This is a genomic window from Streptomyces zaehneri (genome assembly GCF_032248645.1).
Classification (GTDB): domain Bacteria; phylum Actinomycetota; class Actinomycetes; order Streptomycetales; family Streptomycetaceae; genus Streptomyces; species Streptomyces coriariae.
Genome location: NZ_JASTTJ010000013.1, coordinates 17,701 through 33,401 on the forward strand (window position 1 = coordinate 17,701; position 15,701 = coordinate 33,401).

At 68.3% G+C, this 15,701-nt stretch carries 13 protein-coding genes, 1 tRNA gene and 1 pseudogene; 12 read left to right on the forward strand and 3 right to left on the reverse strand.

All coding sequences use genetic code 11. The features are described 5' to 3' along the window. The first annotated feature begins 121 nt into the window (after positions 1–121). The 9 genes from QQM72_RS21805 (at position 122) to QQM72_RS21845 (ending at position 10,121) form a co-directional block, all read left to right on the forward strand. A complete protein-coding gene (locus QQM72_RS21805) occupies positions 122–2,416 on the forward strand; it encodes an FdhF/YdeP family oxidoreductase (RefSeq protein WP_314222548.1) in 2,295 nt (764 codons plus the stop codon). A 51-nt stretch (positions 2,417–2,467) separates the two neighbouring features. Next, positions 2,468–2,956: a PaaI family thioesterase gene (locus QQM72_RS21810; protein ID WP_314222549.1), complete on the forward strand. Its 489-nt coding sequence runs from the start codon at positions 2,468–2,470 to the stop codon at positions 2,954–2,956. A 74-nt stretch (positions 2,957–3,030) separates the two neighbouring features. Beyond that, the gene (locus tag QQM72_RS21815; RefSeq protein WP_314222550.1) at positions 3,031–3,444 is read left to right on the forward strand and encodes a hypothetical protein; all 414 of its coding nucleotides are present in this window, start codon (positions 3,031–3,033) and stop codon (positions 3,442–3,444) included. Then, entirely contained in the window at positions 3,441–4,115 is a 675-nt protein-coding gene (locus QQM72_RS21820) for a Tat pathway signal sequence domain protein (protein ID WP_314222551.1), read from the forward strand. Before QQM72_RS21815 ends, QQM72_RS21820 begins: the two co-directional genes overlap by 4 nt. Positions 4,116–4,386: 271 nt before the next feature. Next, positions 4,387–5,613 (forward strand): branched-chain amino acid ABC transporter substrate-binding protein, encoded by a 1,227-nt coding sequence (locus QQM72_RS21825; RefSeq protein ID WP_020131829.1) that lies wholly within the window; start codon positions 4,387–4,389, stop codon positions 5,611–5,613. Positions 5,614–5,723: 110 nt separating this feature from the next. Then, entirely contained in the window at positions 5,724–6,656 is a 933-nt protein-coding gene (locus QQM72_RS21830; RefSeq protein ID WP_020131828.1) for a branched-chain amino acid ABC transporter permease, read from the forward strand. A gap of 5 nt (positions 6,657–6,661) precedes the next feature. After that, the gene (locus QQM72_RS21835) at positions 6,662–8,488 is read left to right on the forward strand and encodes a branched-chain amino acid ABC transporter permease (RefSeq protein WP_314222552.1); all 1,827 of its coding nucleotides are present in this window, start codon (positions 6,662–6,664) and stop codon (positions 8,486–8,488) included. A 5-nt stretch (positions 8,489–8,493) separates the two neighbouring features. Continuing rightward, the gene (locus QQM72_RS21840; protein ID WP_020131826.1) at positions 8,494–9,408 is read left to right on the forward strand and encodes an ABC transporter ATP-binding protein; all 915 of its coding nucleotides are present in this window, start codon (positions 8,494–8,496) and stop codon (positions 9,406–9,408) included. Further along, on the forward strand, positions 9,405–10,121 hold the full coding sequence (locus QQM72_RS21845; RefSeq protein WP_314222553.1) for an ABC transporter ATP-binding protein: 717 nt from the start codon (positions 9,405–9,407) through the stop codon (positions 10,119–10,121). Before QQM72_RS21840 ends, QQM72_RS21845 begins: the two co-directional genes overlap by 4 nt. 75 nt (positions 10,122–10,196) lie before the next feature. Here QQM72_RS21845 and QQM72_RS21850 read toward each other — a convergent pair whose 3' ends face one another. Continuing rightward, entirely contained in the window at positions 10,197–10,853 is a 657-nt protein-coding gene (locus tag QQM72_RS21850) for an ANTAR domain-containing response regulator (protein ID WP_314222554.1), read from the reverse strand. 102 nt (positions 10,854–10,955) lie between these two features. Between QQM72_RS21850 and QQM72_RS21855 the strand changes: the two genes are divergently transcribed. Both QQM72_RS21855 and QQM72_RS21860 read left to right on the forward strand, forming a co-directional pair. After that, a tRNA-Leu gene (locus QQM72_RS21855) sits at positions 10,956–11,040 on the forward strand. 115 nt (positions 11,041–11,155) lie between these two features. Next, positions 11,156–11,410: pseudogene (locus tag QQM72_RS21860) on the forward strand (helix-turn-helix domain-containing protein); the annotation flags it as partial. A gap of 10 nt (positions 11,411–11,420) precedes the next feature. Here the strand turns inward: QQM72_RS21860 and pyk are convergent. Both pyk and QQM72_RS21870 read right to left on the reverse strand, forming a co-directional pair. Further along, positions 11,421–12,857 carry a pyruvate kinase gene (pyk, locus tag QQM72_RS21865; RefSeq protein ID WP_314222555.1) on the reverse strand — a complete coding sequence of 479 codons (1,437 nt, stop codon included), beginning with the start codon at positions 12,855–12,857 and terminating at the stop codon, positions 11,421–11,423. Positions 12,858–13,036: 179 nt separating this feature from the next. Beyond that, on the reverse strand, positions 13,037–13,738 hold the full coding sequence (locus QQM72_RS21870; protein ID WP_314222556.1) for an SIMPL domain-containing protein: 702 nt from the start codon (positions 13,736–13,738) through the stop codon (positions 13,037–13,039). A 149-nt stretch (positions 13,739–13,887) separates the two neighbouring features. Between QQM72_RS21870 and QQM72_RS21875 the strand changes: the two genes are divergently transcribed. After that, on the forward strand, positions 13,888–15,699 hold the full coding sequence (locus QQM72_RS21875; protein ID WP_314222557.1) for a bifunctional metallophosphatase/5'-nucleotidase: 1,812 nt from the start codon (positions 13,888–13,890) through the stop codon (positions 15,697–15,699). The last annotated feature ends 2 nt before the right edge of the window (positions 15,700–15,701 follow it).

A 15,701-nucleotide genomic window follows, 5' to 3' on the forward strand; every position in this document is an offset into this window, starting at 1 on the left:
CGCCCGCCGGCCGGCGCAAGCTTTGCTGCCGCCCGCCGACCGGCCCGCGCGTCAACATTGTCGGCGCCTCGTGCGAGGATCCATGCGGTGTGTGGCGCAGGCGAGCGAAGGAGAGCGCGCGATGGCAACGAAGCCCCCCAAGGCCGATCCGGTCCAGGACGCTCCGCAGGTCACCGAGCCGAAGCAGGTGGCGGCGGGTCTGCCGGCCGTCGGGCACTCCCTGCGGATCGCCCAGCAGCAGATGGGTGTGAAGCGCGCCGCCCTGACCCTGCTGCGCGTCAACCAGAAGGACGGCTTCGACTGCCCCGGCTGCGCCTGGCCCGAGCCCGAGCACCGGCACACCGCCGAGTTCTGTGAGAACGGCGCGAAGGCGGTCGCCGAGGAGGCGACCCTGCGCCGGGTCACCCCCGAGTTCTTCGCCGCGCACCCGGTCGCCGACCTCGCCGGCCGCAGCGGCTACTGGCTCGGCCAGCAGGGCCGCCTCACGCACCCCATGTACCTCCCCGAGGGCGCGGAGCGCTACGAACCGGTGACCTGGGAGCGGGCCTTCGACATCATCGCCGAGGAGACCGCCGCCCTCGCCTCTCCCGACGAGGCCGTGTTCTACACCTCGGGCCGCACCAGCAACGAGGCCGCGTTCCTCTACCAGCTGTTCGCCCGCGAACTCGGCACGAACAACCTCCCGGACTGTTCCAACATGTGCCACGAGTCGTCCGGCTCCGCCCTGTCGGAGACCATCGGCATCGGCAAGGGCAGTGTCCTGCTCGAGGACCTCTACCAGGCCGACCTGATCATCGTCGCCGGGCAGAACCCGGGCACCAACCACCCGCGCATGCTGTCCGCCCTGGAGAAGGCCAAGGCGGGCGGCGCGAAGATCATCAGCGTCAACCCGCTGCCCGAGGCGGGCCTGGGACGTTTCAAGAACCCGCAGACCCCCAAGGGCCTCGCCGCGGGCGCCGCGCTCACCGACCTCTTCCTCCAGATCCGCATCGGCGGCGACCAGGCCCTCTTCCGCCTCCTCAACAAGCTCGTCCTGGACGCCGACGGCGCGCTCGACGAGGCGTTCATCGCCGAACACACCCACGGCTTCGAGGAGTTCGCCGACGCGGCCCGCACCGCCGACTGGGACGAGACGCTCACCGCGACCGGCCTCACACGCGCGGAGATCGAGCAGACCCTGCGCATGGTGCTCGCCTCCGAGCGCACCATCGTCTGCTGGGCCATGGGCCTCACCCAGCACAAGCACTCCGTGCCGACGATCCGCGAGGTCGTCAACTTCCTTCTGCTGCGCGGCAACATCGGCCGTCCGGGCGCGGGCGTGTGCCCGGTGCGCGGCCACTCGAACGTGCAGGGCGACCGCACGATGGGCATCTTCGAGCGGCCCGCGCCCGCCTTCCTGGACGCCCTGGAGAAGGAGTTCGGCTTCGCGCCCCCGCGCGAGCACGGCTTCGACGTCGTCCGCGCGATCCGCGCGCTGCGCGACGGCGAGGCGAAGCTGTTCTTCGCGATGGGCGGCAACTTCGTCTCCGCCTCCCCGGACACCGAGGTCACCGAGGCGGCCATGCGGCGCGCCCGGCTGACGGTGCACGTGTCGACGAAGCTCAACCGCTCGCACGTCGTGACGGGCGCGCGGGCGCTGATCCTGCCGACGCTCGGCCGCACCGAGCGCGACGTGCAGGCCGGCCCGGACGGGAGAGGCGCGGAGCAGTTCGTGACCGTCGAGGACTCCATGGGCATGGTGCACGCCTCACGCGGCCGCCTCGCGCCCGCGAGCGCGCACCTGCTGTCCGAGCCCGCCATCGTCTGCCGCCTCGCGCGCCGCGTGCTCGGCGCGGACAGCAAGGTGCCGTGGGAGGAGTTCGAGAAGGACTACGCGGCGATACGCGACCGCATCGCGCGCGTGATCCCCGGCTTCGACGACTTCAACGCGCGCGTGGCCCGCCCCGAGGGCTTCACCCTCCCGCACGCCCCGCGCGACGAGCGCCGCTTCCCCACCGCGACCGGCAAGGCCAACTTCACCGCGGCCCCCGTCGAGTACCCCCGGCTGCCCGAGGGCCGGCTGCTCCTGCAGACGCTGCGCTCGCACGACCAGTACAACACCACGATCTACGGCCTCGACGACCGCTACCGGGGCATCAGGAACGGCCGCCGGGTGGTCCTGGTCAACGCCGAGGACGCGCGGGCTCTCGGGCTCGCCGAGGGCTCGTACGTGGACCTGGTGAGCGAATGGCGGGACGGGGTGGAGCGGCGGGCGCCCGGTTTCCGGGTCGTGCTGTACCCGACCAGCCGGGGCTGCGCCGCCGCGTACTACCCGGAGACCAACGTCCTGGTCCCGCTGGACGCCACCGCCGACACCAGCAACACCCCGGCCAGCAAGTCCGTCGTCGTCCGTCTGGAACAATCGGCTACCGACTGAGCGTTTGCTTAAGTCACGCTGGACTGTGATCGACGAACGGAGCCGGGCCCCATGGGCGAGCAGCAGCACGTGAAGTTCCCGCAAGAGGTCATCGACGAGTACGCGGCCCTCGGCATCGACATCCTGGCCCTGTTCTCCGCCGGGCACCTCGGCAACCGCATGGGCGTGGAGATCGTCGAGGCCTCCGCGGACCGGGTCGTCGGCACCATGCCGGTCGAGGGCAACACCCAGCCCTACGGCCTGCTGCACGGCGGCGCCTCCGCGGTCCTCGCCGAGACCCTCGGCTCGGTCGGCTCCATGCTGCACGGCGGCAGCACCAAGATCGCCGTCGGTGTCGACCTGAACTGCACCCACCACCGCGGAGTCCGCTCCGGCCTGGTCACCGGCGTGGCCACACCCGTGCACCAGGGGCGCTCCACGGCGACGTACGAGATCGTGATCAGCGACCAGGAGGGCCGGCGCGTGTGCACCGCGCGGCTGACCTGCCTGCTGCGGGACGTCCGGGCCGGCGACGGCGCGCAGGTGCGCGCCGCTCACTGACGGCAACGGCGCTCCGGAGGGTGACCGACGCGCGGCCGTTGCCCACCGCCACCGCGGCGGCCTAGCGTCGGGGCATGACCACGGGAGGAGCCCCACGGGCGGTGGCGGCGAGGCGGCTGTCCGGACCGGCGTTGGCGGCGGCCTTGCTGGCGGTCCTGCCGGCGGCCGGCTGCGGAGTCCCGGGGAACGCCGACGCGAGCGGCACCCCGTCGCCGTCGGCGTCCACCTCCTCGCCCGAGGAGCTGTGCACCCGCATCGTCGCCCACTGGTCGCGCGAGGTCCTCGACAGCACCGCCTACGGGGACTACCAGTCGATGGGGCTGTCCAACGGGCAGTACGAGATCCTGCGGACCGTCGTGGACGCCGCGCGGACCGCGAAGAAGCGTCAAGGGGCCGACGCGGCGGACGAGTTGATCGGCCGCGAGGCGGCCGAGGGCTGCGCTGACCGGTACCGCTCCGGCGGCCCGACCGAGGGTCCCTGGCAGTGAGCGGCGTCGGCCCCGTGGAGCCCGGCGAGGGCACACACGCGTGGGAGACCCCCGCGGCCGCCCGCGCCCCCGTCCGCGCCGACGCCCCCGGCGCGGACGCCCCAACTCCCTTCACCCGCCTGCTCCGTGGGCTCGGCCGCCGCCATGCCGCGCACCGCCGGGCCGTGTCGGCCGTCCTCGCCGCGGCGGTCCTCCTCGCGGGCGGCGGCTACCTCTGGGCGACGCGGCCGCACGACACCGAACAGGCGCACCCCGCACCGCCGTTCCCGTCCCAGGTGGTGGACGTCAGCTACCTCGGCGAGGTCGCCGTACCGCCGGGCACCCGCCCTCGCACCTTCGCCTTCGACGTCGTCCTCGGCGTGGAGTCCGGCCCGCCGGTCACCGTGACCCGGCTCGCCCAGCCGTACCCAGGGCTTTCCCTGACCTCGGCCCCCCGGGCCCCCTTCAGGACAAAAGCGGGTTCCGTCCGCAAGGTGGTCATCACCATGCACGTAACGGAATGCGGAAAAGTGCCGAAGAACGTCGGACTCCCTTTCGTGGACGTAACTCTACGTAATGCACGCGCAATACAAGTCCACAGTTTCATCCTCGGCTCGCGCTATGCGCACGACCTCTCCGCGGCCCTACAAGTCGCCTGTAGCAACGAATCAAGTAATCACCAAAACGCCTGAGACACCTGAACATACCCGGGTTCGTCCTGCACGTTCTCACCATGCGGACAGGGCGAATCGGCCTGAATTCAGCTGTTCCACCCACCAAGTACCGCTCTGCATTACCTCGTGTCATAACAAGAGAGTCACAGCATGGGTCAGACCCTCCTCCCCGTCACCTTCACCCGCTTAGAGTCACGCCCAGTCACCGCGCGGCTGGAATACCCCTTCGGCCCAGCGCTCGACTCGGCTTCTTCCAGGGGGGAGGGCCGCCCAGGGAAAGGACTGGAACGTGCGTCAACGTTCGCTCATCGCCATTACCGCCGCGCTGTCCGCAGGAGCACTCACCCTCACCGCTTGCGGTTCGCGCGACAGCGACGACAAGGGCTCCGACAGCGGTGGCACCACCGTCACCATCGGTATCGACGCCCCGCTGACCGGCGACCTGTCCGCGCTGGGCCTCGGCATCAAGAACTCCGTCGACCTCGCCGCCAAGACGGCCAACAAGCAGAAGTACGTCGACGGCGTCACCTTCAAGATCGAGGCGCTCGACGACCAGGCCCAGCCGTCCTCGGGCCAGCAGAACGCCACCAAGCTGGTCGCCGACAAGTCCGTCCTCGGCGTGGTCGGCCCGCTGAACTCCTCCGTCGCCGAGTCGATGCAGAAGGTCTTCGACGACGCCAAGCTCGTCGAGGTCTCCCCGGCCAACACCAACCCGGCGCTCACCCAGGGCACCGACTGGGCGACCTCCAAGAAGCGCGTCTACAAGTCGTACTTCCGCACCGCGACCACGGACGCCATCCAGGGCCCGTTCGCCGCGCAGTACCTGATCAACGACGCCAAGAAGAAGAAGGTCTTCGTCATCGACGACAAGAAGACCTACGGCGCCGGCCTCGCCGGAACCTTCACCGAGGAGTTCAAGAAGCTCGGCGGCACGGTGGCCGGCACCGAGCACATCAACCCGGACAGCAAGGACTTCTCGGCCATCGCCACCAAGGTCAAGACCTCCGGCGCCGACGTCGTCTACTACGGCGGCGAGTACCCGCAGGCCGGCCCCCTGAGCAAGCAGATCAAGGCCGCCGGCGCCAAGATCCCCGTGGTCGGCGGCGACGGCATCTACAGCGCCGACTTCATCAAGCTGGCCGGCGCCACCGCCGCCGGCGACCTCGCCACCTCCGTCGGCGCACCGGTCGAGCAGCTCCCCTCCGCCAAGGAGTTCGTCGCCAACTACAAGACCGAGGGCTACAAGGAGGCCTACGAGGCCTACGGCGGCTACTCCTACGACTCGGCCTGGGCGATCATCGAGGCCGTGAAGAAGGTCGTCGACGACAACGACGGCAAGCTTCCCGACGACGCCCGCGCCAAGGTCACCGCCGCCATGCAGAACGTCTCCTTCGACGGTGTGACCGGCAAGGTCTCCTTCGACGAGTTCGGTGACGCCACCAACAAGCAGCTCACCGTCTACGCCGTCGAGAACGGCGCCTGGAAGCCGGTCAAGTCCGGCACCTACTCCGGCTGACCCACCCCGCATCACACGAGCCGCGCGGGGCGCTGTTCCACTGGCGCCCCGCGCGAACTCACATCCGGACACACACGTCGAAATTATCCGAACGTCTCGGAGGACATGCGGTGAACGAACTGCCGCAGCAGCTGGTCAACGGCCTGCTACTGGGATCCATGTACGGGCTGGTCGCCATTGGCTACACAATGGTCTACGGCATCGTCCAGCTCATCAACTTCGCCCACGGCGAGATCTTCATGACGGGAGCATTCGGGGCTCTCTCCGTCTACCTCTGGGTACTGCCGAACGGCACGACCATGTGGATAGCCCTGCCGCTCATGCTCATCGGCGCCATCCTGGTCGCCGTCCTCGTCGCCATCGGAGCGGAACGGTTCGCCTACCGCCCCCTGCGCGGCGCACCCCGCCTCGCCCCCCTCATCACCGCCATCGGCCTCTCCCTGGCCCTCCAGCAGGCGGTCTGGGCCTGGTACCCCGAAGCCACCTCGGCCCGCACCTTCCCCCAGATCGAGGGCGGCCCCTTCCACATCGGCGACGTCACCATCCAGACCGGTGACATCTTCCTCCTCGCCGCCGCCCCCATCAGCATGGCCGTCCTCGCCTACTTCGTCATGAAGACCCGCACCGGACGCGGCATGCAGGCCACCGCGCAGGACCCGGACACCGCCAAGCTCATGGGCGTCAACACCGACCGCATCATCGTGATCGCCTTCGCCCTCGGCGCCGTCTTCGCCGCCATCGGCGGTGTCGCCTACGGCCTCAAGTACGGCCAGATCGACTACCGCATGGGCTTCATCCTCGGCCTCAAGGCCTTCACCGCGGCCGTCCTCGGCGGCATCGGCAACATCTACGGCGCCATGATCGGCGGCGTGGTCCTCGGCATCGCCGAAACGCTGGCCACCGCCTACATCGCCGACATCCCCGGCATGGACAAGTTCGGCAGCCAGTCCTGGGCCGACGTCTGGGCCTTCGTACTTCTCATCCTCGTACTGCTGTTCAGGCCACAAGGCCTGCTCGGCGAGCGCGTCGCGGACAGGGCGTGACACCGATGACCACACAGACCACCGCACCCGAGACCCCCGGCGCCCCCAGCCCGGTCACCACGACCGACACCCTGGGCATACCGCCTCACATCGGACGCGCACTCGCCACCGGCGGCGGCGCCCTCACCGTCGTCTCCACCTTCCTCGCCTGGACCTGGACCTCCGCCTTCCCCGGCGACCTCACCGTCTACGGCTACCCCGGCGGCCTCCAGGTCCTCGTCCTCATCGGCGGCGCCCTCACCACCCTCTTCGGCCTCTCCTCCTACGGCGTCAAGGGCCTGCGCTGGCTCACCCCCGCCGGCGGCGACGGCGCCATCAAGTTCGCCGCACTCGCGACCTTCTACACCACCTGGTACACGATCATCGCGATCACCGCCGACCTCGGCGGCATCGTCAACCTCGAGCCGGGCGGCTACATCGCCGCCATCGCCTCCGCCGTCACCTACCTCGGCGCCCGCGCACTCCCCTTCGAGCGGCCCGAACCCGACCCGATCGACCCCGAAGACACCCGCTGGGAACACGTCAAGCACGCCTACGCGTACCGCTGGCAGACCATCAAAGCCGCCTACGCGGGCGGCAAGCCCAGCACCCTCGGCACCCTGCCCTCCTACGTCGAGATCCTCATCATCGTCGGCATCCTCGGCCTCGGCCTCACCGTCTTCACCTACGGCATCGGCACCGAGTACGACGAACTCTTCATCGGCTTCCTGATCACCGCCGCCTTCGGCTTCGCCGCACTCAACAAGTCCGGCCTCGTCGCCCAGGCCAGCCAGATCACCGCCCGACACCAGAACATCACCATCTGCGGCGCCTTCGTCGCCGCCGCGATGTTCCCCTTCACCCAGACCGACGACCAGTACGCCACCGTCGGCGTCTACATCCTCATCTTCGGCACCGTCGCCCTCGGCCTCAACATCGTCGTCGGCCTCGCCGGCCTCCTCGACCTCGGCTACGTCGCCTTCCTCGGCGTCGGCGCCTACGCCGCCGCCATGGTCTCCGGCTCCCCCAGCTCCCCCTTCGACGTGCACTTCCCGTTCTGGGCCGCCGTCCTCGTCGGAGCCGCCGCATCCCTCGTCTTCGGCGTCCTCATCGGCGCCCCGACCCTGCGACTGCGCGGCGACTACCTCGCCATCGTCACCCTCGGCTTCGGCGAGATCTTCCGCATCACCGCCAACAACCTCGACGGCACCTCCGGCCCCGACATCACCAACGGCTCCAACGGCATCTCCTCCATCCCGAACCTCAACATCCTCGGGTTCGACTTCGGAGCCGAACACGCCATCGCCGGATTCACCATCGGCCGCTTCGCCAACTACTTCTTCCTGATGCTCGTCATCACCGCCATCGTCGTCCTCGTCTTCCGACGCAGCGGCGACTCCCGCATCGGCCGCGCCTGGGTCGCCATCCGCGAAGACGAGACCGCCGCCCTCGCCATGGGCATCAACGGCTTCCGCGTCAAGCTCATCGCCTTCGCCGTCGGCGCCTCCCTCGCCGGCCTCGCCGGCACCGTCCAGGCACACGTCACCTACACCGTCACCCCCGAGCAGTACCTCTTCGCCGGCCCCATCCCGCCCAACTCCGCCTTCCTGCTCGCCGCCGTCGTCCTCGGCGGCATGGGCACCATCAGCGGACCCCTCATCGGCGCGGCACTGCTCTTCCTCATCCCCAACAAGCTCCAGTTCCTCGGCGACTACCAGCTCTTCGCCTTCGGCCTCGCCCTCATCCTGCTGATGCGCTTCCGCCCCGAGGGACTCATCCCCAACCGGCGCCGCCAGCTCGAATTCCACGAGGACGCGGAAGCTCCCACCGTCCTGACCAAGGCAGGGGCCTGACCACCATGACCACCGACACCACCACCAAGGACGCCCCTGTCGCCCCTGTCGGCGAGACGGTGCTCGACGCCCGCGGCGTCACCATGCGCTTCGGCGGCCTCACCGCCGTCCGCGACGTCAACCTCCACGTCAACGCCGGAGAAATCGTCGGCCTCATCGGCCCCAACGGAGCCGGCAAGACCACCTTCTTCAACTGCCTCACCGGCCTCTACATCCCCACCGAGGGCGAAGTCCGCTACAAGGGCACCGTCCTGCCGCCCAAATCCTTCAAGGTCACGGCCGCAGGCATCGCCCGCACCTTCCAGAACATCCGTCTGTTCTCCAACATGACCGTCCTGGAAAACGTCCTCGTCGGCCGCCACACCCGCACCAAGGAAGGCTTCTGGTCGGCCGTCCTGCGCCTCCCCTCCTTCCACCGCGCCGAAGCCGCCAGCCGCGAACGCGCCATGGAACTCCTGGAGTTCATCGGCCTGGAGAAGAAGGCCGACCACCTCGCACGCAACCTGCCCTACGGCGAACAGCGCAAGCTCGAAATCGCCCGCGCACTCGCCAGCGAGCCCGGCCTCCTCCTCCTCGACGAGCCCACCGCCGGCATGAACCCCCAGGAAACCCGCGCGACCGAAGAACTCGTCTTCGCCATCCGCGACAAGGGCATCGCCGTCCTCGTCATCGAGCACGACATGCGCTTCATCTTCAACCTCTGCGACCGAGTCGCCGTACTCGTCCAGGGCGAGAAGCTCGTCGAAGGCGACAGCGCCACCGTCCAGGGCGACGAACGAGTGGTCGCCGCCTACCTCGGCGAACCCTTCGAAAACGCCCCCGGCGACGAGGAAATAGCCGAAGTCGAGGCAGCCGAAGCGAAAGCCGAGAGCGCCGCCACCCCGACGGACGCCGCGCCCGGCAAGGAGAACGACCGATGACCGCACTGCTCGAAGTCGAGGACCTCCGGGTCGCCTACGGCAAGATCGAGGCCGTCAAAGGCATCTCGTTCAAGGTCGAGGCCGGCGAGGTCGTCACCCTGATCGGCACCAACGGCGCCGGCAAGACCACCACCCTGCGCACCCTCTCCGGCCTGCTCAAGCCGGTCGGCGGCCAGATCAGGTTCAACGGCAAATCGCTGAAGAAGACCCCCGCCCACGACATCGTCTCGCTCGGACTCGCCCACTCCCCCGAGGGGCGGCACATCTTCCCGCGCATGACGATCGAGGACAACCTCCGCCTCGGCGCCTTCCTCCGCAACGACAAGCCCGGCATCGAAAAGGACATCCAGCGCGCCTACGACCTCTTCCCCATCCTGGGAGAGCGCCGCAAGCAGGCCGCCGGCACCCTGTCCGGCGGCGAACAGCAGATGCTCGCCATGGGCCGCGCCCTCATGTCCCAGCCCAAACTGCTCATGCTGGACGAGCCCTCCATGGGCCTCTCCCCCATCATGATGCAGAAGATCATGTCCACCATCGTCGAGCTCAAGGCCCAGGGCATGACCATCCTGCTCATCGAGCAGAACGCCCAGGCAGCCCTCTCGCTCGCCGACCACGGCCACGTCATGGAGATCGGCAAGATCGTCCTCTCCGGCACCGGCCAGGACCTCCTCCACGACGAGTCCGTCCGCAAGGCGTACCTCGGCGAGGACTGAGCACCCCCTCGCACACGACGAGGCCCGCGCCCCTTCTCCGGGCGCGGGCCTCGTCGTCTGCTCTACCGTGCTTGCTCAGCCCTTGGACGACTTCTTCTCGTCCGCGTCCTGGATGACCGCCTCCGCCACCTGCTGCATCGACATCCGACGGTCCATCGACGTCTTCTGGATCCAGCGGAACGCCGCCGGCTCCGTCAGCCCGTACTCCGTCTGCAGAATCGACTTCGCCCGGTCCACCAGCTTGCGCGTCTCCAGCCGCAGCGTCAGATCCGCGACCTCGTTCTCCAGCTCCCGCAGCTCCGTGAAACGCGAGACGGCCATCTCGATCGCCGGCACGACGTCACTCTTGCTGAACGGCTTCACCAGGTAAGCCATCGCACCGGCGTCGCGCGCCCGCTCGACGAGGTCGCGCTGCGAGAACGCGGTCAGCATCAGCACCGGCGCGATGCGCTCCTCGGCGATCTTCTCGGCGGCGGAGATGCCGTCCAGCTTGGGCATCTTCACGTCGAGGATGACCAGGTCCGGCTTGTGCTCGCGCGCGAGCTCGATCGCCTGCTCACCGTCACCGGCCTCGCCGACGACGCTGTAGCCCTCCTCCTCCAGCATCTCTTTGAGGTCGAGACGGATCAGCGCCTCGTCCTCGGCGATGACGACACGGGTCGTCAGCGGAGGCACGTGCGACCTGTCGTCGTCGGGCGCGTCTACGGGCTGGGGCGACTCGGGGGCGGTCACGGGGGCTCCTTGTTACGGGCCGGGCTGTTTGCAGCTGCTTGTGCAGCCTACCTAGAGGCGGGGCGCTACGGTGACCCGGTATGCTTCCGATCAGCCAGTCCCGCCGGGTTGGTGGAATCGGCATACACACGGTCCTCAAAAGACCGCGCCTAACGGCTTGCGGGTTCGAGTCCCGCACCCGGCACCAATAAGCGGAGGATCACGTTCGCGTGATCCTCCGCTTTTTGCTGCGCACGGTCACCACCAGTCACGCAACGTGTTCGTATGACCTTTCATAGCACCGAGGTTCGACAGAAGGCCGTCTCAGCCACTCCGACGGGTGCCGCATCACCAACTGGACGACCCGCATCGTTGCCGGTGAACGCAAGCGCTACGCATACCCCCGGTACTTCTTCACCAACGTCTCCGACGACATCCGGCGGCTCTTCACCGACACCCTCGAAAAGCTGGGCACCGAGTGGACGCACTGCACCCGCAACGGGAACCCCTACAACATCTCCGTCGCCAAGAAGGCGCACGTCGCCCTGCTCGACACCCACGTAGGCCCCAAGTACTGACCCGGTCCCCCTACTTCGGGCTGTCGTCCTCTCCGACGTGGTGGACGCGGACCAGGTTGGTCGAGCCCGAGACCCCGGTGAGCGAACCCGCCGTGATGACCACCACGTCGCCCTTCTGGCAGCGGCCGTGCCTCAGCAGCAGCTCGTCCACCTGGTCGACCATCGCGTCCGTCGAGTCCGCGTGCGGGCCGAGGAACGTCTCGACGCCCCAGGTCAGGTTCAGCTGGGAGCGGGTCGCCGGTTCCGGGGTGAAGGCGAGGAGGGGGATCGGGGAGCGGTAGCGGGAGAGGCGGCGGACGGTGTCGCCGCTCTGGGTGAAGGCGACGAGGAACTTGGCGTCGAGGAAGTCGCCGATCTCGGCGGCGGCGCGGGCGACGGCGCCGCCCTGGGTGCGGGGTTTGTTGCTTGCGGTGAGGTCGGACAGGCCCTTGGCGAGGATGTCCTCCTCGGCCGCTTCGACGATCTTCGCCATGGTGCGGACGGTCTGGATGGCGTATTTGCCGACGCTGGTCTCGCCGGAGAGCATGACCGCGTCGGTGCCGTCGATGACGGCGTTGGCGACGTCGGAGGCTTCGGCGCGGGTGGGGCGGGAGTTCTCGATCATGGAGTCGAGCATCTGGGTGGCGACGATGACGGGCTTGGCGTTGCGCTTCGCCAGCTTGATCGCGCGCTTTTGGACGATGGGGACCTGTTCGAGGGGCATCTCGACGCCGAGGTCGCCGCGGGCGACCATGATCGCGTCGAAGGCGGCGACGATGTCGTCGATGTTCTCGACGGCCTGGGGCTTCTCGATCTTGGCGATGACGGGGAGGCGGCGGCCTTCGTCGTCCATGATCCGGTGGACGTCCACGATGTCGCGGCCGCTGCGGACGAAGGAGAGGGCGATGACGTCGAAGCCGGTGCGGAGCGCCCAGCGGAGGTCTTCTTCGTCTTTTTTGGAGAGGGCGGGGACGGAGACGGCGACGCCGGGGAGGTTGAGGCCCTTGTGGTCGGAGATCACGCCGCCTTCGATCACGCGGGTGTGGACGCGGGGGCCGTCGACGTCGGTGACTTCGAGGCAGACCTTGCCGTCGTCGACGAGGATGCGTTCGCCGGTGGTGACGTCGGCTGCGAGGCCGGCGTAGGTGGTGCCGCACCTGTGGCGGTCGCCCTCTACGCCTTCCTCGACCGTGATGGTGAAGGTGTCTTCGCGTTCAAGGAGTACGGGGCCTTCCGCGAAGGTGCCGAGGCGGATCTTCGGGCCTTGAAGGTCGGCGAGGAGGCCGATGCTGCGGCCGGTTTCGTCGGAGGCCTTGCGGACGCGCTGGTAGCGCTCCTCGTGCTCGGCGTGGCCGCCGTGGCTGAGGTTGAGGCGGGCTACGTCCATTCCGGCGTCGACCAGGGCTTTGATCTGGTCGTATGTGTCGGTGGCGGGGCCCAGGGTGCAGACGATTTTTGCTCGGCGCATGTTTCGAGCTTATGTCTTACCGGTGGGTAGGGAATTCGGAGGGCATGGCCGTCCAACAACCTTTGGGTGAAGGGTTGTTGTCGACTGCCGTCAATTAATAAATTGTGCGGGCTACCGCTCTGATGAGCACTTTTCGGTTTTGCTCCGGCTCTTACCGCGGCTTCCCCGAACGGGTGAATTCACAGGCTCGGTGGATTCATCGTGAACTGGGCGCTGATCTCGGCCCGGACCTGGATGCGCTGGGGTTCGAGGTCGAGGGGTTCGGGTGTGGTGGTGTCCGCGTCGGCTGCGGCCATGGAGAAGCGGACGGCGCGGCGGTCGAAGGCGGCGCGGGGGCGTCCGCCGGCTGTGCCGGTGTCGGCGAGTTCGAGGAGGGCGGCGACGGTGGTGCCGAGTGCTTCGGCGTATTCGCCGGCTCGTTGTACGGCTTCGCGTACGGCTTGTTGCCGGGCTTGGCGGTGGACGGGTGAGGTGGGGCGGAGTTCCCAGGTGGGGCCGTCGATCCTGGTGAGGTCGAGGTCGGCGAGGCGGGTGGTGAGTTCGCCGAGGGCGGTGAAGTCGGTGAGTTCGGCGGTGAGGTGGATGGTGCCGTGGTAGGTGCGGACGCGTTCGCCCCGTCCGCGGTGGGTGAGTTCGGGGGTGAGGGAGATGGTGCCGGTGGAGAGGTTCTCGACCGCGTCGCCGTAGGACTTCACGAGGTCGAGGGCGGTGGTGTTGCGGCGGGTGAGGTCGTCGAGGGTGGTGCGGCGGTCGCGGCCGCGGGCGGTGATGGTGATGCCGATGCGGGCGATCTCGGGGTCGACTTCGAGTTCGGCCTCGCCGCGGACGGTGAGGAGGGGGGCGTCGGGTGTGCCGTACGGGGGATTCTGCGGGGAGGTCATACGTCCTACCTTGTCATGGCTTTCCCGGGCTCCTGGGGGGAGTTGACCGTGCTGGTCATCAGATCGCAACCTCCTGGACCTGTTGCCGTCGGTCGGGTCCGGGTCAGAATCTACGCGCGTCGTCAGCCAGTCCCCGAGGAGCCTGAGTCATGCCGTTGAATCGCCGGAAGTTCCTGAAGAAGTCCGCTGTGACCGGGGCGGGGGTGGCGATCGCGGGTGCTGCGGTGGCTCCGGCGCGGGCCGCCGAGGCGAAGAAGCCGGGGAAGCCGGTCAAGCAGCCGAAGCGGTATGCGCTGACGGTGCTGGGGACGACGGACCTGCATGGTCACGTGTTCAACTGGGACTACTTCAAGGACGCGGAGTACAAGGACGCGGCCGGTAACGCGCAGGGGCTGGCGCGTATCTCGACGCTGGTGAACCAGATCCGTGAGGAGAAGGGGCGCGAGAACACGCTGCTGCTGGACGCGGGTGACACGATCCAGGGCACTCCGCTGACGTACTACTACGCGAAGGTGGACCCGATCACCGCCAAGGGTGGTCCGGTGCACCCGATGGCGCAGGCGATGAACGCGATCGGGTATGACGCGGCGGCGCTGGGCAATCACGAGTTCAACTACGGCATCGAGACGCTGCGGAAGTTCGAGTCGCAGTTGCGGTTCCCGCTGCTGGGTGCGAATGCGGTGGATGCGAAGACGCTGAAGCCGGCGTTCGCGCCCTATGTGATCAAGACGTTCTGTGTGAAGGGTGCGCCGCCGGTGAAGGTGGCGGTGCTGGGGCTGACGAACCCGGGTATCGCGATCTGGGACAAGGCGTACGTGCAGGGCAAGCTGGCGTTCCCGGGGCTGGAGGAGCAGGCGGCGAAGTGGGTGCCGAAGCTGAAGTCGCTGGGTGCGGACGTGGTGATCGTGTCGGCGCACTCGGGTTCGTCGGGGACGTCGTCGTACGGTGACCAGCTGCCGTATGTGGAGAACTCGGCGGCGTTGGTGGCGCAGCAGGTGCCGGACATCGACGCGGTGCTGGTGGGTCATGCGCATGTGGAGATTCCGGAGCTGAAGGTCGTCAACGCGAAGACCGGGAAGACGGTCGTGTTGTCGGAGCCGTTGGCGTATGCGGAGCGGCTGTCGGTGTTCGATGTGGAGCTGGTGTTCGAGAAGGGTCGGTGGACGGTCGAGTCCGTTTCGTCGAAGGTGCTGAACTCGAACACCGTGGCGGACGACCCGAAGATCACGAAGTTGCTGGGTGACGAGCACGCGAAGGTCGTGGCGTACGTCAACCAGGTGGTCGGTTCGGCGACGGAGACGTTGACGACGGTGGAGGCGCGGTACAAGGACGCTCCGATCATCGACCTGATCACGAAGGTGCAGGAGGACGTCGTCAAGGCGGCGCTGGCGGGTACGTCGTACGCGTCGCTGCCGGTCATCGCGCAGGCGTCGCCGTTCTCGCGGACGTCGGAGATCCCGGCCGGTCAGGTGACGATCCGGGATCTGTCGAGCCTGTACGTGTACGACAACACGCTGGTGGCGAAGTTGATGACGGGTGCGCAGGTGCGGGCGTACCTGGAGTACTCGGCGCAGTACTTCGTGCAGACGGCCGCGGGTGCGGTGGTCGACACGGAGAAGTTGACGAACGCGGCGGGGCGTCCGGACTACAACTACGACTATGTGTCGGGTCTGGTGTACGAGATCGACATCGCGCAGGCGGCGGGTTCGCGGATCAGGAACCTGACGTACAACGGGGCGGCGTTGGACGATGCGCAGCAGTTCGTGCTGGCGGTGAACAACTACCGGGCCAATGGTGGTGGCGCGTTCCCGCATGTGGCGTCGGCGCAGGAGCTGTGGTCGGAGTCGACGGAGATCCGTACGCGGATCTCGGAGTGGGTGACGGCGAAGGGTGTGCTGGATCCGAAGGACTTCGCGTCGGTGGACTGGAGGCTGACGCGTGACGGTACGCCGGTCTTCTAGGG

Bases quoted from the DNA above. Each gene is read 5' to 3' on its own strand.
- QQM72_RS21840 (WP_020131826.1), top strand. From the start codon at position 8,494: ATGACCACCGACACCACCACCAAGGACGCCCCTGTCGCCCCTGTCGGC.
- QQM72_RS21815 (WP_314222550.1), top strand. From the start codon at position 3,031: ATGACCACGGGAGGAGCCCCACGGGCGGTGGCGGCGAGGCGGCTGTCC.
- QQM72_RS21835 (WP_314222552.1), top strand. From the start codon at position 6,662: ATGACCACACAGACCACCGCACCCGAGACCCCCGGCGCCCCCAGCCCG.
- QQM72_RS21870 (WP_314222556.1), bottom strand. From the start codon at position 13,738: ATGACCTCCCCGCAGAATCCCCCGTACGGCACACCCGACGCCCCCCTC.
- pyk (WP_314222555.1), bottom strand. From the start codon at position 12,857: ATGCGCCGAGCAAAAATCGTCTGCACCCTGGGCCCCGCCACCGACACA.
- QQM72_RS21805 (WP_314222548.1), top strand. From the start codon at position 122: ATGGCAACGAAGCCCCCCAAGGCCGATCCGGTCCAGGACGCTCCGCAG.
- QQM72_RS21875 (WP_314222557.1), top strand. From the start codon at position 13,888: ATGCCGTTGAATCGCCGGAAGTTCCTGAAGAAGTCCGCTGTGACCGGG.
- QQM72_RS21845 (WP_314222553.1), top strand. From the start codon at position 9,405: ATGACCGCACTGCTCGAAGTCGAGGACCTCCGGGTCGCCTACGGCAAG.
- QQM72_RS21810 (WP_314222549.1), top strand. From the start codon at position 2,468: ATGGGCGAGCAGCAGCACGTGAAGTTCCCGCAAGAGGTCATCGACGAG.